This is a genomic window from Anaeromassilibacillus sp. SJQ-1 (assembly GCF_046693725.1).
Lineage (GTDB): Bacteria > Bacillota > Clostridia > Oscillospirales > Acutalibacteraceae > Anaeromassilibacillus.
Genome location: NZ_JBKEIV010000041.1, coordinates 19,697 through 43,465 on the forward strand (window position 1 = coordinate 19,697; position 23,769 = coordinate 43,465).

16 protein-coding genes, 1 tRNA gene and 2 pseudogenes are annotated in these 23,769 nt (G+C 46.5%); 14 read left to right on the forward strand and 5 right to left on the reverse strand.

Going from position 1 to position 23,769, the window contains the following annotated elements; all coding sequences use genetic code 11:
• The first annotated feature begins 37 nt into the window (after nucleotides 1-37).
• Both ACGCCZ_RS11065 and ACGCCZ_RS11070 read left to right on the forward strand, forming a co-directional pair.
• On the forward strand, nucleotides 38-2,017 hold the full coding sequence (locus ACGCCZ_RS11065) for a DNA gyrase/topoisomerase IV subunit B (protein ID WP_411656052.1): 1,980 nt from the start codon (nucleotides 38-40) through the stop codon (nucleotides 2,015-2,017).
• 15 nt (nucleotides 2,018-2,032) lie between these two features.
• Nucleotides 2,033-4,268: pseudogene (locus ACGCCZ_RS11070) on the forward strand (DNA gyrase subunit A).
• Nucleotides 4,269-4,846: 578 nt separating this feature from the next.
• Here ACGCCZ_RS11070 and ACGCCZ_RS11075 read toward each other — a convergent pair.
• Together ACGCCZ_RS11075 and ACGCCZ_RS11080 are read right to left on the reverse strand one after the other, a co-directional pair.
• Complete coding sequence (locus ACGCCZ_RS11075) at nucleotides 4,847-5,521, reverse strand: hypothetical protein (RefSeq protein WP_411656053.1); 675 nt, start codon at nucleotides 5,519-5,521, stop codon at nucleotides 4,847-4,849.
• 33 nt (nucleotides 5,522-5,554) lie between these two features.
• Nucleotides 5,555-5,983 (reverse strand): papain-like cysteine protease family protein, encoded by a 429-nt coding sequence (locus ACGCCZ_RS11080; protein ID WP_152918350.1) that lies wholly within the window; start codon nucleotides 5,981-5,983, stop codon nucleotides 5,555-5,557.
• Between the two features lie 573 nt (nucleotides 5,984-6,556).
• Here ACGCCZ_RS11080 and secG point away from each other — a divergent pair.
• From secG to ACGCCZ_RS11115, 7 genes and pseudogenes are all read left to right on the forward strand, one after another.
• Nucleotides 6,557-6,805 carry a preprotein translocase subunit SecG gene (gene secG, locus ACGCCZ_RS11085; RefSeq protein ID WP_054323914.1) on the forward strand — a complete coding sequence of 83 codons (249 nt, stop codon included), beginning with the start codon at nucleotides 6,557-6,559 and terminating at the stop codon, nucleotides 6,803-6,805.
• A 139-nt stretch (nucleotides 6,806-6,944) separates the two neighbouring features.
• Nucleotides 6,945-7,487: a hypothetical protein gene (locus tag ACGCCZ_RS11090; RefSeq protein WP_411656054.1), complete on the forward strand. Its 543-nt coding sequence runs from the start codon at nucleotides 6,945-6,947 to the stop codon at nucleotides 7,485-7,487.
• A gap of 22 nt (nucleotides 7,488-7,509) precedes the next feature.
• Nucleotides 7,510-7,860, forward strand: a complete 351-nt coding sequence (locus ACGCCZ_RS11095; RefSeq protein WP_411656055.1) for a hypothetical protein — start codon at nucleotides 7,510-7,512, stop codon at nucleotides 7,858-7,860.
• Between the two features lie 2 nt (nucleotides 7,861-7,862).
• A pseudogene (locus ACGCCZ_RS11100) lies at nucleotides 7,863-9,019 on the forward strand (RNB domain-containing ribonuclease).
• 334 nt (nucleotides 9,020-9,353) lie between these two features.
• Nucleotides 9,354-9,632, forward strand: coding sequence for a DUF2508 family protein (locus tag ACGCCZ_RS11105; protein ID WP_054323932.1), 279 nt, complete (start codon nucleotides 9,354-9,356; stop codon nucleotides 9,630-9,632).
• A gap of 179 nt (nucleotides 9,633-9,811) precedes the next feature.
• Entirely contained in the window at nucleotides 9,812-10,075 is a 264-nt protein-coding gene (locus ACGCCZ_RS11110; protein WP_054323911.1) for a pro-sigmaK processing inhibitor BofA family protein, read from the forward strand.
• Nucleotides 10,076-10,186: 111 nt separating this feature from the next.
• A complete protein-coding gene (locus ACGCCZ_RS11115) occupies nucleotides 10,187-10,945 on the forward strand; it encodes a copper homeostasis protein CutC (protein ID WP_411656056.1) in 759 nt (252 codons plus the stop codon).
• Here ACGCCZ_RS11115 and ACGCCZ_RS11120 read toward each other — a convergent pair.
• On the reverse strand, nucleotides 10,942-11,463 hold the full coding sequence (locus ACGCCZ_RS11120) for a DUF4364 family protein (protein WP_411656057.1): 522 nt from the start codon (nucleotides 11,461-11,463) through the stop codon (nucleotides 10,942-10,944). The two genes, ACGCCZ_RS11115 and ACGCCZ_RS11120, sit on opposite strands and share 4 nt — an antisense overlap.
• A gap of 269 nt (nucleotides 11,464-11,732) precedes the next feature.
• The gene (locus ACGCCZ_RS11125) at nucleotides 11,733-12,113 is read right to left on the reverse strand and encodes a helix-turn-helix domain-containing protein (protein WP_085531711.1); all 381 of its coding nucleotides are present in this window, start codon (nucleotides 12,111-12,113) and stop codon (nucleotides 11,733-11,735) included.
• Between the two features lie 306 nt (nucleotides 12,114-12,419).
• Here ACGCCZ_RS11125 and ACGCCZ_RS11130 point away from each other — a divergent pair.
• From ACGCCZ_RS11130 to ACGCCZ_RS11150, 5 genes are all read left to right on the forward strand, one after another.
• Nucleotides 12,420-12,495 (forward strand) — tRNA-Thr (locus tag ACGCCZ_RS11130).
• Nucleotides 12,496-13,884: 1,389 nt separating this feature from the next.
• Nucleotides 13,885-16,659, forward strand: a complete 2,775-nt coding sequence (locus tag ACGCCZ_RS11135; RefSeq protein ID WP_411656058.1) for a glycoside hydrolase family 2 TIM barrel-domain containing protein — start codon at nucleotides 13,885-13,887, stop codon at nucleotides 16,657-16,659.
• 7 nt (nucleotides 16,660-16,666) lie between these two features.
• The gene (locus tag ACGCCZ_RS11140) at nucleotides 16,667-21,601 is read left to right on the forward strand and encodes an Ig-like domain-containing protein (protein ID WP_411656074.1); all 4,935 of its coding nucleotides are present in this window, start codon (nucleotides 16,667-16,669) and stop codon (nucleotides 21,599-21,601) included.
• 209 nt (nucleotides 21,602-21,810) lie between these two features.
• Entirely contained in the window at nucleotides 21,811-22,278 is a 468-nt protein-coding gene (gene tnpA / locus ACGCCZ_RS11145) for an IS200/IS605 family transposase (RefSeq protein WP_411656059.1), read from the forward strand.
• Nucleotides 22,279-22,551: 273 nt separating this feature from the next.
• Complete coding sequence (locus ACGCCZ_RS11150; protein ID WP_085531717.1) at nucleotides 22,552-23,082, forward strand: GNAT family N-acetyltransferase; 531 nt, start codon at nucleotides 22,552-22,554, stop codon at nucleotides 23,080-23,082.
• A 144-nt stretch (nucleotides 23,083-23,226) separates the two neighbouring features.
• Here ACGCCZ_RS11150 and ACGCCZ_RS11155 read toward each other — a convergent pair whose 3' ends face one another.
• Complete coding sequence (locus ACGCCZ_RS11155; protein ID WP_143255218.1) at nucleotides 23,227-23,454, reverse strand: DUF6514 family protein; 228 nt, start codon at nucleotides 23,452-23,454, stop codon at nucleotides 23,227-23,229.
• Nucleotides 23,455-23,769: the final 315 nt, after the last annotated feature.

The following is a 23,769-nucleotide window of genomic DNA, read 5'->3' on the forward strand; positions in this document are numbered from 1 at the left end:
ATTTGGCTTTATGAAAGTTTGAGGAGAGAGCAGAGAAATGGCAAAAAAACCGGTTTACGGCAATGAGAGCATCTCTTCCCTGAAAGGCGCGGACCGTGTCCGCCGCCGTCCGGCAGTAATCTTTGGCTCGGATGGAATCGAGGGATGTGAGCATTCGATCTTTGAAATTTTATCGAACTCCATTGATGAAGCACGCGAAGGATATGGCAAGGAGATCACAATCACCCGTTTTGCCGACGACTCAGTTGAGGTGATCGATCGCGGGCGCGGATGCCCGGTAGACTACAATCCCAAGGAACAGCGTTACAATTGGGAGTTGGCTTTTTGCGAGCTGTATGCGGGCGGCAAATATAACAATGCTTCCGCAGAGAGTTACGAATATTCGTTGGGGTTAAATGGTCTAGGCCTGTGTGCCACGCAATATGCTTCGGAATACATGGACGTGGAAGTCTGCCGGGATGGCTTCCGATACACTCTGCATTTTGAACGTGGAGAGAACATCGGCGGATTGAAAAAGGAGCCTTATAATGGAAAGGGCACAGGGACCAAAATCCACTGGAAGCCGGACATACAGGTTTTTACAGACATCCATATCCCTGTGGACTACTATTTAGACATCATTAAACGTCAAGCGATTGTGAATGACGGCATCAAGTTCGTCTTTCGCAATCAGGTGAACGGTAAGTTTGAAACGACGGAATTTCTGTATCAAAATGGAATTGTCGACCATGTAAAAGAAATTGTTGGAGAGGATGCACTGACTTCCGTGCAGTTCTGGCAGACAGAGCGCAAAGTCCGTGATCGCGCCGACAAGGCGGAATACCGCACAAAAATCAATGTGGCGGTTGCCTTTTCCAATCGCAATAGACAGATTGAATATTACCACAATTCCAGTTGGTTGGAACATGGCGGGGCACCGGATAAGGCGGTTCGAAATGCATTTGTCTATCAGATCGACGCTTACCTGAAGCAAACAGGGAAATACAATAAAAATGAAAGCAAGATTACCTTTGCAGATGTAGAGGACTGTTTGGTGTTGGTTATTTCCTCCTTTTCAAACCAGACTTCCTATGAGAATCAGACGAAAAAGGCGATCACCAACAAGGGCATTCAGGAGGCGATGACGGAGATGCTCCGCCATCAGCTGGAGATCTATTTTATTGAAAATCCCATGGAAGCGGACAAGATTGCTGCACAGGTGTTGATTAACAAGCGCAGTCGTGAAGATGCAGAAAAAACCCGCCTGAATATCAAGAAAAAACTCACCAGCACCATGGATGTCACCAGCCGTGTGGCAAAATTTGTGGATTGCCGCAGCCGCGATGCAAGTGAACGTGAGATTTTTATCGTGGAGGGAGATTCCGCGTTAGGAGCATGTAAACAGGCGCGCGACCCCAATTTTCAGGCGATCATGCCGATTCGAGGCAAAATTTTGAATTGTCTAAAGGCGGATTATGATAAGATCTTTAAGAGTGAGATTATCACAGACCTGTTAAAAGTTTTGGGGTGTGGTGTGGAAGTAAAAGCAAAGGCAAACAAAGAGCTTTCGACCTTCGACCTTTCCCTCCTGCGCTGGAATAAGGTGATTCTTTGTACAGATGCGGATGTGGATGGGTTTCAGATTCGCACGCTTTTGTTAACGATGCTGTACCGCCTGACGCCGACCCTCATCAATGTAGGAAAGGTATTTATCGCAGAATCGCCCCTATTTGAAATCACAACCAAAAGTGAGACGTATTTTGCCTATACCGAGAAGGAGAAGGACGATTTCCTCAAGCAATTGGAGGGGAAAAAGTATACCATCCAGCGCTCCAAAGGCTTGGGTGAAAATGAACCGGATATGATGAACCTGACCACAATGAATCCGGAAACGCGCCGTTTGATTAAGGTTATGCCGGAGGATGCGGCGCGAACAGCGGAGATGTTTGACCTCCTTTTGGGGGATAATCTCTCTGGGAGAAAGGATTTCATTGCGGAGAATGGATACCGCTACATCGACACAGCGGATGTAAGCTAAGGAGGGGGAGAACAGATGCCAAAAAAACGTAAGGACCCACCCCAGGCCCGTCCAAAGGCCAACGGCGTGATCGAAGGAGCGGGCGAGGTGGTAGAGCAGCGCATTACAAGGACGCTGGAAGAAAATTATATGCCCTACGCGATGAGTGTCATCCTCTCACGTGCAATTCCAGAGATCGACGGCTTTAAGCCTGCGCATCGAAAGCTCCTGTATACCATGTACAAAATGGGGTTACTGGGCCCGACCCGCACCAAATCAGCAAACATTGTGGGACAGACGATGAAGTTAAACCCGCACGGCGATGCGGCAATTTATGATACGATGGTGCGATTGAGCCGCGGTTATGAGGCACTGCTCCATCCATATATTGATTCCAAGGGAAACTTTGGAAAGTTCTATTCCAGGGATATGGCCTGGGCGGCTTCGCGTTATACGGAAGCACGCCTGGATGACCTTTGCAAAGAACTCTTCAGCGATATTGATAAGGATACGGTGGACTTTGTCGACAACTACGACAATACGCTGAAAGAGCCCACTCTACTGCCTGCAAGCTTTCCGTCCGTTCTGGTCAATGCAAATACCGGCATTGCGGTTGGTATGGCGAGCTCCATCTGCCCGTTCAATCTAGCGGAGGTTTGCCAGACGACCATCGCGCAGATGCGCGATCCGGACCATGACATTTCTTCCACTTTGTTGGCGCCGGATTTTCCCGGAGGGGGACAGTTGGTCTACGATGCCAAGGCGGTACAAGAGATTTACCGAACTGGGCGCGGCAGTTTCCGAGTGCGCGCGCGATATAGCTATGATAAATCGGCCAACTGCATCGATATTACGCAAATTCCTCCCACAACCACGGTAGAAGCCATTGTAGAAAAGGTTGTGGATCTGGTTAAGCATAGCAAACTCAAGGAGATTTCGGATATTCGCGATGAGACCGGGCTTGATGGGTTGAAGATCACTGTAGACTTAAAACGCGGCGTCGATCCGGACCGTCTGATGCAGCGTCTTTATAAGCTTACACCCCTGGAAGACAGTTTCTCCTGCAATTTTAATGTATTGATTGCGGGGGTTCCGCGTGTGTTGGGGGTGGGAGAGCTTCTACAGGAGTGGACTGCGTTTCGCATCGAGTGTGTACGCCGCCGCACACATTTTGATTTGAGCAAGAAACGTGACAAACTTCATTTGCTCAAGGGACTACAAGCGATTCTCTTGGATATTGACAAGGCGGTGTCCATCGTACGAAATACAGAAGAGGAAACCGAGGTCGTGCCGAATCTGATGATCGGCTTTGGAATTGACGAAGTGCAAGCAGAGTATGTGGCAGAAATCAAGCTGCGCCATCTCAACAGGGAATACATCCTCAAACGAACGGAAGAGGTTGACCAGCTCGAAAAAGACATCGCTCAACTTCAAGGAATCCTGGACAGCAAGGCAAAGGTTCAAGGAATCATTATCAAAGAGTTACAGGCTGTCGCCAAGCAATATGGACAGCCACGCCGAACCATGCTCATTTATTCCGATGAGTTGGAGGAATACCAGGAAGAAGAGGAGATTCCAGACTATCCGGTGCATCTCTTCTTCACTCGCGATGGTTATTTTAAAAAGATTACGCCCCAGTCGCTTCGCATGAGCGGCGAACAAAAGTTGAAAGAGGGCGATATGATTGTTCAACAGTTAGAGAGCACAAACAATGTGGACTTGCTGTTCTTTACAGACAAAGCACAGGTGTATAAGGCGAAGGCTTCCGACTTGGAGATACCAAAGCGAGTGTTCTGGGAGAATACATCCCTGCGAAACTCGGAATGGATGAAGGTGAAAATGCGCTGTATATGGCGGTGACGAAGGATTACAGCGGTTATATGCTGTTCTTCTTTGAAAATGGAAAGGTTGCAAAGGTCAGTATGGATTCCTATGCAACAAAGACCAACCGCCGTAAATTGCTTGGAGCTTATAGCGATAAGTCCCCAGCGGCATCCATTGCCTATATACAGGAGGATTGTGAGTTTCTGCTTGCCAGCGCACAAGGACGAATGCTTTTGATGCACACGGAATATCTGTTCAACCAAAGACAACGCGCAATACCCAGGGCGTCGCAGCAATGACCCTTCGCAAAGGTGGACGGCTGTTGAGAGCCGTCCCCTATGTAGAGGGAATGCTCAAAAAGCCAGATCGCTATCGGAAAAACATCCCAGCGTTGGGGGCATTGCCCACTCCGGAAGAATCCGAAGGAGAACAGATGACATTCGGATAATTCTTTGTCAAATGCCATAGGAATGGGATATTTGTATTTAGAAAAAGTAAACGTGCGGTATACCCGGAAAATACATGGAATGGTGTGGTATAAACAGAAGCGTTTCAGATTTCTGTTATGCTTTGCTTAAAACAGTTCTATACACGGCAAAAGGGCGCCAACGGCCAATAGCCGCCAGCGCCCAATGCGGTTTCCGAAACGGCAAACGCATGCATTCCGGAAGTCCTTTGTTAGATTGTCCAAATCCATATAGACTTATACATCGTCTGTCTTTGGTTCCAATCGGGTGTGGATTGAAAGGATGAATCGCAAATTGTCAAAACCCAAGCGGAACTTGTCACCCTCCATGCAGAGGGTATGGATTGAAAAGCTCCATTGCGGGCGAACATTTCCAGCGTGTCAGTCATCCTCTATGCAGAGGGTGTGGATTGAAATCTAAAAGTGCAATGTCCCCGGTTGTATGAGATGTGTCACCCTCCATGCGGAGGGTGTGGATTGAAATATTATCAGGAGATGTTACTGGATACTCTAAATGATGTCACCCTCCATACAGAGGGTAAGTATGGAGATCGGTTTCATCAAGCCGGGACGATCAAATTGGATAGGTTTTCTGAGACGTAATCATAGACCGACAACGCCCAACGGAAATCATAATCGGGAAACGTTTTTTCTCGCTCTTGAATTCTCTCTTCGAAGCTTTTGTCCGGATAAAGGAATCTTGTGACATCACAGATGAGATAGCCGTCTTTTTCCAGAAGGCAGGTTTCTCGGATTTCTTCGGTGGGAACCGCCTGTTCCTTCAAAAAAACGTAGGCTCCATCGACCAGTTCGTCTTTTTGAAAGCATTGTAGAAGGTACATCACCTGGGGCTCAAAGTCGACCACCCGTTCAGAGGTGTCCACATGGATGCGGGTTGCATTTCCATAAAATTCGCCGTTCTTCCAATATTCAGAGATGGCTGTGTGCTCTGCGCCCCAGAGGCCGTCGGCATTGCAGTTGGGATCTTGAAACGTTTTTGATGTGTCCACCTCTAGTCCAATATCCATGAGGGAATAACCTTTGATAATTCTGGCATATTCTGCTGAAAAGTCAGTGGGCAAAGATTCCGAGGATTGCGAAAGCTCCGTACTTTGGCTGGAAGAGTTAAGAGCAGAGTTATCCGTAACCGATGTTGGGAGGTTTTCATGGTTGGTGCAAGCACAAAGAATCAATACGAATAAAACTGCGGAAAATAGACAGTAGCGTTTTCTCATAAAAGGCCTCCTTTCAAGATCGACCATGGAGAGTTAATATTGGTAACTATACACCCTATGGATGATAGATCCCTGGTTCATGTAGTCTTGGAGGGTGGGATCGTTATAAAAAGCGGGATCTTTGATATAAATCAGTTCCCCGCTGTATGCATAAGCTACAACGAAATGAGTGTCATTCCCTTTGGCCATACCAATCATTACGGGCCTTTTTTTATTACTGATAGAGTCTGCAACAATTGGCGCTAATTGTGCAGTCGTATACGTTCGGGAGCGATCATGTAAATCTAATGTTAAGCTGCAACGGCTTCCCGCTTGTTCATAATCGAAAGGACAGGCGTAATTGGCGACAATTTTATGTACCTGACCAGGGTTATAATCGAGTCCTCTTAAATAGTTTGCTATCATTGTGAAGCTTGTCCATGTGCAGCCATAAGTTCCTATGGGAACATTCTGCGTTTGCATGAGGTCGTTGCTATACGACTGGCCGCTTTGCTGCCAGCGTTTTATAGAGATTTCTCCACGAGCTCTTGTGCGAAGTAACCGTTGTCCTCTTGCTGTTGCTGCTTAAATTTCTACCGTACTGGGAGGTAAGGGATCATCATCTAAGGAAATTGGACCTGTTGTCTGACTTGGCGTAGCAGAAACTGGTAGGGAAATCGTAGTTACAAGTAATATGTGTAATAAGAGAAGAGAAAAAATTTAAGTACGATAGAGCTTCTGCTTTAAATTTTATGAAATTAGAAATATAAATGATTATAATAATAAAATGTAATATGTATAGCCGCAAGAGAATCATCTTCTTATACAGCCTATTTTTAGAATATATAATTAAATTTGAGTTTGTCAATAAAAATTACAGATTTGAAATTACTTAAAACAAAATTTGTAAAGAATATGTGAGAAATATAGATATGTTTGGTTTAAAAGGATACCTTGATGAAAAGATGCTTGCAATGAGGCCCTTTTTGTGCTATTATATTCTAAGCTAAAAGCGGATTGGGTGAATCGTCCCAATTCAATTTTCGGAGGTGCGCTATGGGCGTTTGGCAAATTGTTTTGGGGGTCGTTTTGGCCTTGTTCTCCGTTGCTATCATCATCGTTGTTTTGTTGCAGGAAGGCCATCAGGCGGGACTCGGAGCAATTACAGGCGGTGCGGATACATTTCTTGCGAAGAATCAGGCTCGTACAGTGGACGCATTTCTTGCCCGGTGGACAAAGGTGATTGCAGTAGGTTTCTTTCTCCTGGTCATTGGCCTGAATGCGCTTGTATTTTTTGCCCCGTAAATCAAAACGTAAAAAGCCCCGCTTTCTAAGCGGGGCTTTTTTTGTGCAAAGAATCGGAAAGAAAAGCAATAATTTGTGTAGGAATCGGGAAGAATTTTGGTTGAGAAGTGCCGCAGAAGGCGGAACAGGAGTATTAAGAATGTTGGAAGAAATGAAGGATCAGATTTTAAAATTTGTGCAGAAGATGCCCCAGGCGTTTACTTCGCGTAGTTTAATGAAAAAATTACGGGTCAAGGATGCAAGGCTGTTTTATCAAGCGTTGGATCAGCTGCAACAGCAAGGGCTTGTAAAAATCAATAAAAAACATCGAATTCGCCCAGCTGATCCGTCGGCTCGAAAAAAGCGTTCTAATTCGAAAAGAGGAAAGCAGCCGTTGGGGAGTGCCTTGCGAGAAAAATTGCGCGGTCCCGTTGAAAAAATCGACGGTGTTAAGAAGGCTGTCATTGTCTCTCTGAGCAAGGGGTTTGCTTTTGCCCGCCCGGAGGATGGTGGGGAAGATCTATTCATCCATGCAGACCACTTAAAATCGGCGTTTCTTGGGGATACGGTTGTATTAAATCACCTGGAGCGCAGCGAACGCGGGCTTTCGGCTGACGTGGAGCAAATTACCGGAAAAGGCGAGCCGCTTACTCACGGGCACACTGGTAGAGGGAGAAAGTGGGCTGGAATTTGCGCCGGATGAAGCGATTCGTTATCATCTTCCCTTGGAAAAGAAGAGCTTGCAGCATCTGCGTCCACTGGTCAAGGCGCAAGCAGAAATTCGTCGGATTCCCGGGACGGACCGGCTGACCGCTCGTGTGATGAAAACTTATGGTAGTTCAGACCGCGCAAAGATCTGCGCAGATGCAATTATTGATCAAAACGGAATTCGAACCGAGTTTCCGAAGGAAGTTCTGGCAGAGGCAGAAAAGATTCGAAAAACCGAGATTACGGATAAGGATCTCAAAGGGCGCTTGGACTTGCGCGGAACAAGCATTTGTACGATTGACGGTGCAGACGCAAAAGATTTGGACGATGCTATTTCTGTAGCCGCACCCGATTGGGTTACCGCTTAGGCGTGCATATTGCGGATGTATCCCACTATGTAAAAGCTGGCAGTGCAATGGACCGTGAGGCACAGGAGAGAGGAACGTCGGTCTACTCTTGCGGATCGCGTCATTCCAATGTTGCCGAAGCATTGAGCAATGGGGTGTGTTCCCTCAACGCAGGGGAAGATAAGCTCACATTTTCAGCCATCATTGAATTGGACAAACGGGGACAATTCTTTCCTATCGGTTCCGCAAAAGCGTGATTCAGTCCAAGGTGCGCGGCGTCTACTCCGAAGTCAACCAGCTTTTTGATGGAACAGCCGATAAGGCATTGCGCAAAAAATATTCGCCGGTTATCCGCTCTTTGCACGCGGCAAGGGAACTTGCGGAGGTTCTTAAAGCGCGCGCAAAGCGGAATGGAACGGTAGATTTAGACAGTGTGGAGTCGCGCTTTGTATTGGATGAGAATGGCGTCTGTATCGATGTACAACCCCGTGTGAGTGGGGAGGCAGAGCAGATGATTGAGCAGTTAATGATTACTGCCAACCAAGCTGCTGCCAAGCTGGCAAAGAGTGCAAAGCTTCCCTTTGTGTATCGAATTCACGAACAACCGGATCCAGACCGGGTGGATTCTTTGGCAGAATTGGTAAACGCCTTGGGATTCAATCCTGTAAGTTTACGGCATCGCACAAGCGTCAAAACGGCCGATTTTGCTGCTATCATGGAACAGGCGGAAGGAAAGCCAGCCCAAAAGGTAATTTCCCACCAGCTGCTCCGAACTATGGCGAAGGCACGATATGATACACAACCGATTGGTCATTTTGGGCTGGCCCTCGAGGACTATTGCCACTTCACGTCACCGATTCGACGCTATCCGGATACTGCGATTCATCGGATCCTATCGGCATACCTGGCAAAGGACAAGGAAATTGCAGCGCACTATACAGAGTTTTCTCGTGAGGCTGCATCGAATTCATCTAAATGCGAAATCCGGGCGATGGCGGCAGAAAGAAGCGCAGAAGACTGCTATATGGCGGAATATATGCGGCAACATCTTGGAGAGGAAGAAACCGGCGTAATCAGCGGGGTGACCATGCGCGGAGTTTTTGTCGAATTGCCCAACACGGTAGAGGGATTTGTCCGATTACTTCCTTTGAAGGAGCAAACTTTACGTTTGATGGGATGATTACACAATATGATGAAACCACAGGCCGGAAGCTGACCATCGGCCAAACTTTAAGAGTAAAAGCAGTTGCAGCAGATGTAGCTACCGGCCGGATAGACTCATTCCTGTAGAAAATACTGCGGTTAGCGCCAATTAGGCGTATTTGCCCAAGGTTCCTTTTTTAGAAGGATACTTGGGCTTTTTGTTTGTGGTTTTTCTAGAATCTGGTATAAAGCGTGGAATAAATGCCCACCATATTGACATAAAAATAAAAATACACGCGGAGAATTCATGTAAGGGTATCTGTCGTAGTTTGACCCTCACAGAATAGATGCGGATGGAAAGTGGTGTGCATATGGAATCGGTGTTAAAACTGATACAACGTGTAGACAGCCGGGAGACCGATAAAAAACAGGATCAGGAGAAGCGGCAGCTCCTGGAAGAAATTCGGGAGGTGGCGCGCCTTATGGCCTGTAACGACCTTTGGTTTGAGTTGGAATGCAATGAAGACCTGATCGAAGCATGCATTTATCAACGTGAGGCATTGCAGGCACGGTATCGCTATCTATTGGCGACTGCACGGCGCAAAGGAATCAGCTGTGCGCCGTTCCAACCAAAGAGGGCAGAGGGATAAGTCCATTGCTTGGGCTTGTCCCTTCGCCTTGTTTTACAGGTGTTTTCCAGAGACATCCGATGAATTTGCACAAGGGGAGAGCCGCTTATACAGTGGTCTATACGATGGGATTGTCTACAGACATCTCCGCGGAAGAAAACAGATGGTGAAGAACCGCATATGGAAAGGGGAACGGGAAAATGAACAGTTGGAACATGCTTTTGATCGGATTGGGAATCTTTGTGCTCTTGGTCCTTTTGCAAGCAATTGTACGGGCGGCACATCCGATACAGCGTGCAGTTGGCGGAATTGCAATAGGTCTTTGTGCGCTGGTGGTGGTCAATTTAACGGGTGTTTTCACAGGGGTATCCATTCCGTTGAGTCCACTTGCAATTGGAGTATCAGGAGTAGCGGGGATTCCTGGGGTAACACTCTTGCTCCTGCTCAATTTAATCCTTGTATAGATTGCGCCTTTGCTCCAAAGAGGTTTTAAAGGAGGTCAAATAAAAAGAGATTGACTGGATTTTGAAGGATAGATATGATACAATCGAAAAAAAATACATGGGAGGTTGCATATGAAGGAGTTTCTTTTGGAGGCGTGTGTAGATAGTCTTGCGTCTGCTGAAGCGGCTAAACAGGGCGGAGCAGACCGCTTAGAACTCTGTACAGGCCTGGTCATTGGAGGACTGACACCAGGGTTGTCTTTTTTTCGTCAGGTCAAGAAGCGTACAGGTTTGCGAGTACATGTACTGATTCGACCGCGTTTCGGAGATTTTTGTTATTCTGCGGATGAGTTTGAAGGAATGAAAGAGGATATTCAAGCCTTCGTACAGGCAGGTGCAGATGGAATTGTCACAGGCTTTTTGCGTCCGGATGGCCATTTGGATTTCGAACGGATGAGACAGGTGCGCGAACTTTGTGGAACTTGTCATTTTACATTGCATCGTGCCTTTGATGTTTGCGTCGAGCCATTTCGCGCTCTGAGAGAGGCCAAAGAAATTGGTGTGGACACCATCCTAACTTCTGGGCAAAAGGACAGCGCTCTCGACGGCGCAGATCTTCTGCACGATCTGGTACAGGCTGCTGAGGGAAAAGTGGATATTCTTGTTGGAAGCGGGGTTCAAGCCAAAAATCTTGCGGAACTGGCTTCACGGACAGGAGCCAAAAGTTTTCACCTTTCGGCTAAAGAAAAAGACAGTGCCATGGCCTATCGGAAAACCGATGTGCACATGGGACTGCCCATGATGAGTGAATATACGATTTTTGAAACAGATGCACAGGAGATCGCCGCTGCACGGCGTATCCTTGAGCAGTTGAGTGGGAATCAGCTTTAACCTTTCATTTCCTTCAAAAGGTCGGAAACCATATCGCGATTATTTGTGACAAGCGCCAGCATCATCCGGTACACATTCTGTGGAGCACGATGAAAATTGCGCTTCACCATACGCGCCTGAAAGAGGTCTGGAACATAGAGGGAAAAGCTCATCAGCTCCATGTCGCCGCCAGAAACATGACAGGTTACATTATATCCACGTTCAGTCCGATTGATCTCTACTTTGTTTTCACGTTCTCGTTTGGCAGCTGCCAGCAGATTCACAGCCGCAGACACTGCGCGTTCACGTACCGAGAGGGGAACGGCTGCATCGAGCTGTTTGGCAATCATACGAGCCTGCCGTGTAGCAGAGAGCAGATCGGGGTGCTCGGCATCAGCCGTGATGTTCCCCTTATCGAGAAGTTCTGCCAAAGCGTCCGTCACTTCAAAATAATTGGCCAGCCCATTGTCCTGCATAATTCCAATGATGTCTTGCCGGGAAAGAGGGGCATCTACACTGGAGAGCAGATAACAGATCAATATACGAATCTGATTTTTGGTGCGGAGTCCCCCGGCTCCACGCCTCCGGTAAAAGCATCATAGTCCATGAGAAACCCTCCTCTTTTATCCTAGCAAGGTACACACAGCCGTTCTGTACGCACAAATGTTGCGAGAGGAATTATCACACAAAAGGCGTTACAAAAAAGTCAAAGCGACTCATCCCGCCTGGATGATTTTGCTTTGACTTTTACAATTCCTCTTTTAGTTTAACATATGGCACGGCACCTTGCAAGACGAAAGAGCGGGTTTTATTTTTTCAGACCACAGATATCGTTTGCGCTCTGAAGAATCTGTTCCTGTTCTTCTGGTGAAGCAGAACGGAAAACTCCGACTAACATCCGTTCGTCGGCCGATAGATCGTAAATATATTTGATATGATCAAAACTATCCCCTCTGCTGGAATCACGCAGCTGTCCTGCCTCTGATTCATCCATCAACAGTTCCATCAAAGAGACGTTATAGATTTTTGCCAGCAGCTTTAAAACAGAAATAGAAGGCGTCGTTTTGCCGGTTTCATAGTAAGTATAGGTGGAACGAGAACAATTTAGAATTTTCGCGATTTCCATCTGTTTAAAACCATTGTTTTCCCGCAAAGTGCGCAGCTTCTCGCAAAGCTTTTTGTTCGTCAAGGCCTATTCCCATCTTTCTTATAAATTCTGAATCTATATGCTATATTATAATATAACTGTTTGATTTTCGGATAAATATGTCAATAATCTTCACTGAATATAGAGATAATAGAGGTAGTATTCGCGGATTTTAAAGAAACTTGATGGGATGGACAAATATTTTTTGTAAAACTCTTGACGTTTCATTGAAAATTTTGTATACTATCAAAGTCAGCGATGCTGTATGGTTCTTTATATCGGTAGCTGATTAATGGTTTATTCCTTTGGAAGATTGGTCATCCAGAGGGAGTGTTATAGGAGTTTTATGCTGGTGTGGCTCAGTCGGTAGAGCAGCTGATTCGTAATCAGCAGGTCAGCGGTTCAAGTCCGCTCACCAGCTCCAAAAGAGTCGAGATCATTTGATTTCGGCTCTTTTTGTTTTTACTGAATTGTTATTCTACGTTGGAACTGTTTTGCCCGAAATTCCCCGGCAAAGAGATGGTTTTGTAACGCGACGATGTAGATTCTTGGCCGCTCATAGGTGTAAGATGGAAAATCATTCTTTACCATCATATAGGGTTCCCTTAGAATACAGAAGGTTAATATGGTTTTAGTTTTTCAGAAGAAGTGAATCATTAAATAAAGGGTAAAACACCCCATAATAGCCGTTTGTTCTGCTATTATGGGGTGTTTTTTGCAATGAATTTTGAATAAAAACAATAGACTGAGTACAAAAGAGCGTTAAAGGAATCAGAAAATGGAGTTGCCGATTCCACACTTTTAGAGATCTTCGACGGATAGTTCGATTTACTCAGGTTGGTTTTCTGTATATGTTCGTTGAACTAGCATAAGGGTATAGGCAGAACCGGCTAGGATATAAGTACAGAAAGCGCCAAGAACGAGAGTAGACCATAGAATGCCAAAATTTTGTAGAAAGATCACCCCTATGACTCTGTATCCCTGTCCCATTGTAATTCTTTCGGCGGATACAAGGTTTATTACTATGTAATGTGGAGCTATGCCATACGAATCCGTGTATCGGTTTACCGGGAAGTATTGCAGTTATCAACAATATCTGACCGATACACATCAGAAGGGGTAGAGAGATCAAGAAGTGCAAGCCGTCCACAAAGGGATTAAGAGTAATAGGTGGAAGAAGTGCCAAAAGGGATGGATGGGGGGAAAGTTATATATTAGGAGTTTTTTATATTCTTTAATAATCCGGTCGGCCAATGGTTTGAGTCCGCTTACTAGCTTCAAATGGACCACATAGTTAAACTTTTGTGAAATCATATGACACGTTGTTTTTGTTTATCTTTCGTGCTATTGTAAAAAATTCGCTGTCTTGTTTATTCTTGGAAGGAAAACGGTATCATGATTTTACATGTTCGAGAGAGGAATATAGCTAAAATAACTAAAAAGTTGTGGAGAAGAAAAACAAAAAAATTACTAGACCTAAAAAATATACCAGTACAGTAAAAAATAAACACAAAAAAAGTACAAGAAGTTCAAAAAATAGTATTATATATTCTGGACGCATTTTCATTACAATGTATAAAAGAAAGATAGATAAACAACGAGAAAATATAAAAATTGAAAGGTTCTTTGATGCATCGTAACAATAGCGGAAAATATGAACCAATTGATCGCTGTTTAGTCTATTTATATATAAAAAGAACGGGGGGAAAGGCATAGAAAGAAGATTACGCGATGAAGAAGAATGAACAGAGGAACAAATATTTTGAAGACATTTGTCCGGTTCGAGGAAACATTTTGGTAAAGGAGAAACATGATGAAGGAAAGAAAAGGCGTATTTTGGCGCTCTAAGCTGCAAAGGATCTTGGCTTCGACGCTGGCGGTATGTATGGTAGCAACCAGTATACCGGTGGCATCGGCCATAGCGACTTCGGACGATACACAAGTAGAGTCCGCGCAGGAAACCATTTATGTGAATTCTTATAGTGGGAATGAACGGTCGATTGATTTTAACGACCATTGGCGTTTTTATCTGGGGGATGCCAGTGGTGCGGAAAATGTCATATTTAACGATTCCTCTTGGAGTGATGTTACATTACCGCATGACTATAGCATTGACCAGGGGTTTACACATGTGGCTCCTGCGGAACAGGAGAGCGGATATGTGTTGGGCGGTACCGGATGGTATCGTAAAAGCTTTATTCTGTCGAAGGATATGCAGGGAAAGACGATCAGCCTGGATTTTGACGGCATTTATATGAATGCGACTATCTGGGTGAACGGGCAGAAGCTTGGTGAACACCACTATGGTTATACTCCATTTTCGTTTGTCCTTCCCAATGATATATTGAACTTTGGCGGCGAAGAAAATGTGGTTGCAGTCAAGGTGGACCATCAATTGCCTTCCAGCCGCTGGTATTCCGGAAGTGGTATTTACCGCAACGTATATATGACGGTAACTGATCCCGTACATATTGCTTACCATGGCAATTATGTGACAACGCCGAAGATTGCCGATGAGTATGCTTCTGGTGTGGGAACCGTCCATGTGGAGACCACAGTGGAGAATGATCGCACAGAAGCAGCAAAGGTTTCCATTCAGAATACGGTTTACCGCTATAACGAAGACAATTCAGCGGTCGAAGAAATCGCGGTTGTGACGAGCGAACCGACAGAAGGGACAGATATTGCCGCAGGTGAGAGCAAGACGATCGAATCAGACGTTATAGTGGATGCTCCTGCGCTCTGGTCCACAGACGATCCGAATTTATATCGTGTTCGTACGGATGTATTGGTAGCAGGAGAAGTGGTGGACAGTATTACATCCGATTTTGGTTTCCGTTGGTTTAAGTTTACGAGTGACGGCTTCTGGTTGAATGGTGAAAAAATGCGTATGCACGGCGTATGTCTCCACCACGACCAGGGCTCTTTGGGCTCAGAGGCTTGGTATGCTTCCATGGAACGCCAGATTGAACTGATGAAAGACATGGGCGTCAATGCCTACCGAACTTCACATAACCCTGTGTCCGACGAGATGATCGACATCTGCAATAAAAAGGGCATGCTGGTAATGGAAGAAGCGTATGATGGTTGGAAGGCCTATAAGGACGGCAATAACCATGATATGGGTGAATGGTTTGATGTACAGGTTGGGGAAGACAATCAGATTGTTTACGGCGAACCAGACATGACATGGGCTGAGTTTGACCTCAAGGCCATGATTCGTCGGGATTGCAATGCTCCGAGTGTGTTCAGTTGGAGCATTGGCAATGAAATCTTCCAGCTGATTACGGGTTCGACCTCCGACTATACACAGCGTGCGCAGGACCTGGTAGACTGGGGTGCGGAAATCGACAACAGCCGTGTGTTTGCTTATGGATGCAACCAGAACACAAGCAGTGCCAGCGACGGTGTAGCCAGAGTACTGTATAACCATCAGGATGACTATGGCAATCGTGGATTGTCAGGTTACAATTATAGCAATAACTTCTCGAATGGCCACAGTAAGGGGTATAATGTCTTTTCAGCAGAGACAGCCTCTGCGGTAAACAGCCGCGGCGTGTACGACCGCAAGACGACCCGGCAGGATCTCAACGATGACAAACGACTGACCTCTTATGACAAGAGTGCAGTCAGCTGGGGCGCTACCGCTAGCAACGCCATGTGGAAGATGACATGGGCCCCTTACCTTTTTGGCGAGTTTGTATGGACGGGTATCGATTATCTCGGTGAACCCACCCCGTGGAACTGGACCGGACCTGGTGCGAATGGCCAGTCCAAGAACTCTTATTTTGGTATTGTGGATACGGCAGGTTTCCCCAAGGACACATATTACCTCTATCGCAGCCAGTGGAATGACAACGAAAATACGCTGCATCTGCTGCCCACTTGGGACGAAGAGGATGTTATTAAGGATAACCAGGGCCGCGTGGAAGTGGTTGTATACAGCAACGCTCCGTACATTGAGTTAGAACTCAACGGAGAGGTGGTTGGCACGGCAACGGCAACGGTTCGTAAGATGGAAGAAAACGATGTTTATATCACTTATGATGCGGGAACGGGCGCATTTTCTAAGGGGAACGATGCGAGTTCGCAGTATGCAACCTTCTGGGTCCCCTATGAAGAGGGAACATTGGAAGTAAAGGGATATGATTCTCCCGAAAAAACCGAGCAGATTACAGAGTTTGAAGGCCGCAATCAGGTTTCCACTACAAAGGGAGCAACGCAATTAAGCGCCTATGTGGATAGTCCCTCGATCAAGGCAGATGGAAAGGACTTGAGCTTTGTCACTATTGATGTAACCGATGCGGATGGTCATTTGGTCAATTCGGCAGAACCGGAAATTACGGTCACTGTAGAAGGCGATGGTAAGCTGATGTCTTTGGACAACGGTGTACACGACGACTGGACCAATTATTCCGATCCTGACTCGGAAAGCTGGCCGCGGGAAACTTTTGGCGATTGTGCAGTCCACCGAAGAAGGCGGCTCTTTTACCGTGACGGCCAGCAGCAGAGGTTTGCAATCCAGCAGTGTGACCGTGACAACCGAACCGGTTGCAGAGGAAGAGCCAGAGGCAGGCGCAATTTCTAGCTATGTGATGTCACGCAATCTCTATGTAAAGGTTGGCAATATGCCGAAACTTCCTGAGACGGCGACAGTCAACTATGCAGATGGCAAAACAGAAGAAAAGTCCATTGTCTGGGATACAATTCCAGAGGAAAACATCGAGACAGATGGTTCCTTCTCTGTCGTGGGCAAGTTGGATGGTATTTCGGTTACGGTCAATGTGACCATGATTAGCGAAGCAGCGGCTTTGCTCAATTATTCTGCGGCAGTTTCTAAGGGTTCTGATCCAAACCTTCCGGCCACACGCCCTGCCATTTTAGCAGATGGTACCATCTTAAATGCGGAATTCCCGGTGGATTGGGAGACCGATGGAATTGATTTCAGTACGGAAGGCCTCAAGAAGATAACTGGTACAGCAAATGTCTTTGGAAAACCACTCACTGTGACCGCAAATGTGCGCATTGCAGCAGGGGAAGATATCTTGACGGAGAACATGACCCCCGTTGCCCCGAAGAGCTTTGTCAATGGGGAACCGTCCAATGGTGCGCTTGATCCGGTAAGCGACGGAAAGAAAACGGCCGACAGTGCCGGCTGGACAGGAACCGGTAGCATCTATTTTGAGTATGCAACAGCGGTTAACTTTAAACAAGCAAAACTGTATTTGAAGGATACAGCTCCTACATCGGACACCATGCGTCTCTATCGGTCCGGTGACGAAGGCGCGACTTGGCAGCCTATCGAAAATGGCCTGGAGGTCAGCAATGCCCGTGAGGATGGAGTGACCATCCGCACATACGACTTTGATATGACTCCTGGTACGGCGTTCAAACTGGAATTCGATGAGCAGGTTACCCTTTTGGAAGTCGAATTGATGAACAGTGTACCGGATTTTCCGGTCGGTTCTGAGGCGGCGCTTGATTCCCTGCAAGTGGGAGGATATATTGCCAGCTCTTCCGCATTGGAAAACGGTTTGTTTGAAGTCATTGACACGGATTTGAATGCGGACGATGTTACGGCGCAGGGGAAAGACAACGCCAGTGTGACGGTTTTGCCGAAGAATGATGAGAATATCATCCGTATTCTAATGGAATCTGAAGATCATGCAGAGCGCAACGTTTTTGATGTTGTGCTCGGGGAAGATGGTTCTGCCTCCGACGATCCCGACGATGCGACCAGTGATTATCCGTATCAGGATATGATTCTGACGGCGCCGAGCGTAGAAAAAGGCGGTTCCGCAGCAAATGCAAATGATGGCGACAGCAATACCATTTGGCATACGAACTGGGGCGGCGGTGTTGGTCCGGCCGACCTGACAAATGATCCGGAGAACCGTTATCTCCAAATTGAACTGCCAACCGCAGTAAAAATCAATGGTATGCGTTACCTGCCGAGAAATAAAGATCAAAATGGCATTGTCACTTCCTACAGCATACAAGTGAGTATGGATGGGGACGAATGGACGGAAGTAGCAACAGGTGATTGGAGCACTTCAGTGGAGTGGAAACTGGCTCAGTTTGCACCAGTAGAGGCAAAGTATATCCGGCTGTATGGCGTAAAAACCGCAACAAACGAAGGAAAGCCGCAAAAATATATGTCCGCTGCAGAAGTACGTGTGCGTTGTGCAACGACAAGCCTCTATGCTGGAAATACGTCTATTGCACTGGATGCAGAAAGTTTCGACTATACAAGCAACCCGATTACCCCTGAACCAGTTGTCGTCTATGATAACGGTACAGAAAGTATCACGTTGACCAAGGACGTCGATTACACGGTTTCCTATCGGAACAATACGGAACCGGGTACGGCAACCGTGCGGGTTACTGGCAAAGGGAATTATTCTGGTATTGTTGAAAAAACCTTTACAATCCGTCCGGTGGATGTAGTAATTGAAGATTACGAAGAGGTAGAAGTTACGACAGGCGTAGGCGAGTATCCGCAATTGCCAGGCACGGTGCTGGCATATACAAATATTGGCCAGACCCTGATGGAGGTTCATTGGGATAGCATCAGCAATGAGCTTTTGGATGAACTTGGTACATTTAAGGTATATGGTACAATTGCAGCGGACGACAACCACCGTATTGTTGCAACCGTGACGGTCAGCGGTGTTGTGGGTGTGGAAAGTGTCAGCTCTGTCACAACGATTGGCAAGGTGCCGAATCTTCCAGAGAAAATTCTGGTATATTATAGCAACGGGGATGTTGCCCGGAGAAATGTAGAATGGACTCTGGACCATGTAAGCTTTGATGGCGAAGTGGGGGATATTGTTCCAGTCGCCGGCATGGTGGGAACCACAGAGACCCTGGCGAACGTTCGCTTAGTAGAGGAAGGTTCGGTGGATAACACAACCGAAATCCAAAAGAATTTGGCTTTGAATCCGGATGCCTTTAATCAGACGCAGATGACGGATCAATGGCCGGTTGTCCGTGCGCATGCCAGCACAAAGGGGATGTATGTCACCCGCGTGGTCGATGGAAAACGCGGAGAAGACCATGGTGAGATCTGGACCAGCAGCACCAGCAGCATGCGGAAGGATTTCTATGCAATCACTGTTGGCTTTGGCGAAGGAGATAAAACAGGTAAACTTCAAACGATCAGCAAGGCGGTCCTTGATTTTGCTATCCCAGATGGCAGCGCTTTGCCAGAAGGATACAAAGTTCAGTACTATTCCGGAAACGGCGGTATGTTTGATGCGTCCAGATTCTTTGGAACTGGTGATATTGAGCATATCGGAAACACACAGAACTGGAACAACACCAACCCTATCAATATTGACGACAATTGGACGGATGTAGTCCTATTGGATGAAGAGTATCCCGTTCCGACCGAAGAAAACCCAACCGTGTCCGTGCAGTTTGAACCGGTGAAAACCTCGGCAATCCGCGTTGTGTTTACTCCGGCTGCGGGCAAGCAGGTAAGTCTGTACGAATTGGAATTCTATTATATGCCGGATATTATGAGCGATCGAGTGACGGATGTTTCCATCCAGTGTGGTGGAACGCCGGTCACGTTTGACGATGAGAAAACAGCGGTTGTTCATTTGGAGAGCGGAGAAGGCTTGCCGGAAATTCTCGCCACAGCTGGCGAAAATGCATCGGTTACCGTGGTCCACGCCACCGATGTTAACGGAACAGCACGCGTAATGATCACTCCTGAAAATGGTAATATAGCCAAGCAGGAAGTATATACCATTCAATTCCAGTCCGAGGGTGGCGCAAGTGCAGGCGCGTATTTTGTTTCTTCCCAGAATCCAAATATCCTTGTAAAGCCCGCTAGGACCGATGAAGGTATGACCGTCACAGTGGAGCCGAAACCGGGCTATACCATCCAGGAAGACAGCTTAAAGGTACTCAAGAGTGCTGATTTGACCGATGCTGGCGTAGAGGTGGCGGCTGGCCAAGTTGCCGGAACCTATACTTTCTTGATGCCAGAATTTGACGTTACGGTCACAGGTGAAACGGTTAAGGGCGGCGAGCAGTCATTGACGGTCACCTATAACTCCAAGGATGTCACCTTGAAAGTAAATGGAGAGCCACAGAATCTGGCGGATCTGGTCGGCAAATATGTAGCGGAAGACCTTGAAAGCGGAACAGCGGTAGAGTTGACCTTCGAACCGCGGATCGATGGCCGTGCATTCCGTTCCGTAACCGTTGATGGAAAAGAACCAAAGCTCATCGAAGGCAATACCTACACGCACTTAGTAGAAATGGAAGACCATGCTGTGCAAATGGACTTCGTATTTGAGTTGATAGACAAATCCATTTTACGTCAGATTTACGATTATGCCACGATTTATGTGGAGGATGGAACCGTTGACGGACTGATCAGCAGTGTGAAGGATGCCTTCATGGAGGCGTACAGGACCGCAGAAGACGTGTTGAATGATCCAGCTGCTTCCCAGAACGATATTGACCGCGCGTGGTCCAAGCTTCTGGACGCGTTACACTATCTGGAGTTTAAGCCTGGTGATAAGAGCGGGTTGGAAAACCTGTATGAGATCCTGAAAAACCTGGAAGAGGACCACTACACCAGTACGGGATGGGATGCATTTCAAGAGGCGCTTGATCGGGCAGAAGAAGTCCTGGCAGATGATGAGGCGCTTGCAGGGGATATCACAAGTGCATATGATGATCTTTTGAACGCATTTGAACATTTGGAGCCCACGGCAGATCGCTCCGCGTTGGATGCAGCGCTTGAAAAGGCGCAGACCGTAGCAGACGAAATCCAAGAAGGAAAGTATCTGCCGGATGGCCAGAAAGATTTCCAGGATGCATGGAGAGCGGCATTGGACATCGGCCGAGATGCAAGTCAGGAAGAAGTCGATACAGCAACCGAAGCTTTGGTGAAGGCAATGGCCGCTCTGCGAAAAATTCCCAGCAGAGACGAGTTGAACGCATATATCCAAGAGGTGGAGCAGATCGATTTGGATGGTTATACGGATCGCAGTGTGGCAGCCTTTAAGGCAGCTTTGAATATTGCGAAGGCTGCGGCAGACGATATGGATGCAGATGGCCAAGTATTGGCAACCGCATTCTATGGACTAAAGGATGCAGTCAATGGACTTGAGAAGGTGGAGAATCCTGCACCGGGTCCAAAGCCGAATACCAACAAAGGGAATAGTAACCGCACAACGATAGCGGACAACACATATGGGACTTCCGGCGTCGTTTCTGCAGCCCAAGCGATTTCTACGCAGGAAGCATATGTAATCAGTGACACGACAGTCAATTTCGTATTAAAGCATGGTCAGGCATATTGCTTTAAGATGAAGGTTGTAAACAGCAGTGTGGTTCCAAACTTTACAGTGGGCAACGGCAGTGTACTCAAGACACAGTTTGTCGCAAAGGTTGGCAATGACTACTATTATAGGGTTTATGCCATTGGTACACCAGGGCAGAGTACAGGTGTATATACGACGCTGCCGGGGCAGAATGCGCAGAAGCATTGTACTGTAACGATTGCTTAAATAAGCAGTAGCTTTTAAAAGGCCACTGTAGTGGAGAAAAAGGTGGACAGCTTCCAAATGGGAGCTGTCCACCTTTTTTGTCTTTAGGTTTAAGAAAACCCCTGGTTCTACCAGGGGCAAATTAAAAAGCCTTGGCAAATAAAACTTTCATGCTGCAATCGAGCTGGTTTGACAACCGCATCGCAAAAGAGCAAGGAGGTTTTACACAAGTGAAAAATGAAAGAAAACACACGGCGCGCTCTAGCGATCGGAGTGAGTATCATTTGGTGTTTGTGCCGAAATATCGCAGGAAAGAGATCGATAAGGCAGTGCGCAGAGACATTATCGAGATCATCAAAAAACTGTGTAAGGAGATGAAAGTCGAGATTATCGAGGGCGGGGCATGCCCGGATCACATTCATCTTCTAGTGAGTATTCCGCCGTACATGGGTATAGCGCAGTTCGTGGGACCGCTCAAGAGCAAAAGAGCGCTGATGATCTTCGATAGGCACGCAAATCGGAAGTATAAATATGGGAGTAGGAACTTCTGGTACAGGGGATATGTCGTGGATACGGTAGGAAAGAATGCAAAAATAATTCAGGAGTATATCCAAAACCAGTTGGTGGAAGATCTTGCAAGCGGCCAGATTTCCCTTAAGGAGTACATGGATTTGTTCACGGGCAGCAAGAGAAAGTAAGACAAAAGAAAACAGCCGCTGTAAGCGGCTGCCTGTAGTAGTGATGCGATGGTAAACCCTCTGTGCCCTTTCCAGAGGTCAGCAAGTGCTGACCCCTCTGGGGTCTGAGCAAACCACTCGTTTACGAGTGGTTTTGGTTTGATGATTTACGTTTTCCAGAAAAATCGGCCATTTTAAAGTCCTTCGTCGCTCTCACATATCTTGTAACCATCTTTTGTACGTGGTATAGTCATAATCATCCCAGAAAAAGGTTAGGAGAAAAGGAGTGGCGAAATGAGATTGGAACGTGTAACCGATATTGGACACAAAATGTTCGAAGAAGCATTACAGGTATACCGCATCAGTTTTCCATTTCACGAACAGAGGGAGATCCATTCACAGATAAACATCATACAAGATGACGAGTATCATTTTGATCTGATTTACGATGAGGGACTCTTCGTCGGGTTGCTTTTGTTCTGGAAGACAGAGGACTTTATTTATATAGAGCATTTCTGCATTTTACCCGAAATGCGCAATAAACAGTATGGACGTAAAGCTTTGGAGCTTTTGGGACGGCAAGGAAAAACAATGATCTTAGAAATAGATCCGCCAGTGGATGCCATTTCCTGCCGTAGAAAAGAATTTTACGAGCGGAGTGGTTTTGTAGAAACCCCCTATCTTCATGTCCATCCCCCTTATCACAGAGGGAATACCGGGCATAGTCTGGTCCTTATGTCCTATCCCCAAAAAATCGCTCAGGAAGGATACGGTTTATTCCGCCGTTATTTAGAGCGCCGTGTAATGGCAGATGCCTACATCTAATCTTATAGTTTGCCGGATAACCACTCGCCAATGGAACATGGGAGTCTCCCAGCCATTCTGATAGGGAAGCGCGATACATTTGACTGAATGGATGTACCGCAAAAGCCCACCGAAACAGTGGGCTTTTGTAAAAAGGTTCTTCTCTCAGATAGCATCTAAGACGACGTCGAATAAATGAATCGGGTCTAACTGACACCTTGTGCAGCGCTGTGCAAGTGCCGTTACAAAAGATAGACAGGGGGAGACGTCAGAAATAAAGTTGACTTGCTCCCATTCAAGGTCGATAATTTGTAAAGCGATAATTCCAAAGGACTGATAACACCCTATGTAGGGAGAAAAGAGCGTTTCTTTAAAGGGAATGTATTGAACCACGATTGCTGATACCCTCCCTGCCAACTTTTATGTTCCAATCAAAAAAGAAGGCAGGCCGAAGGAATATCTCCGTACTTAAGGATTGTTCTCCTTTTCTGATTTTTGAAAATGTATGCGAGAAAGTTGGTACGATGTTAGTAGCATAGTGTTGTGTTTGTTCAGAATGATCGTTACAAGTATCATGGAGAGCGTTTTCAAAGTGTGTTAAAATTGACATAATATTCCTCCTCGAAAAAAGGATATTCGAATGATTTGTACTCAGCTACGAATAATCGTTCATGTTGTGGAATATATCAAAATTAGCGATAATTTTTG